Raw genomic sequence first — 229 nt, 5'->3', positions numbered from 1 at the left:
CATAAAGACCGTGTGATGGAAGAAATAGTCCCTAAGTTAAAAGAACTTGCTCTTGCCGCTAAAAAATACGATATCGGCTTTACCGTTGATGCAGAAGAAGCAGACCGTTTAGATATTTCATTAGATGTAATTGAAGCGGTATTCAGTGATGAAGATCTTGGTGATTGGCAAGGTTTTGGCTTAGCAGTTCAAGCGTATCAAAAACGTGCTATTTTTGTAATTGAATGGC

Annotated in this window: 1 protein-coding gene; it reads left to right on the top strand. The window is 38.4% G+C overall.

The window, feature by feature from the left end; all coding sequences use genetic code 11:
• Positions 1-229: proline dehydrogenase family protein (locus AAEY99_RS21765; RefSeq protein WP_351012040.1), on the top strand; the 229-nt coding region annotated here is incomplete at both ends.

The organism is Shewanella sp. S1-58-MNA-CIBAN-0166, from assembly GCF_040310085.1.
GTDB lineage: Bacteria > Pseudomonadota > Gammaproteobacteria > Enterobacterales > Shewanellaceae > Shewanella.
Note: the sequence above shows the minus strand (reverse complement) of the source record. Positions and strands in the feature narration are given on the sequence as shown.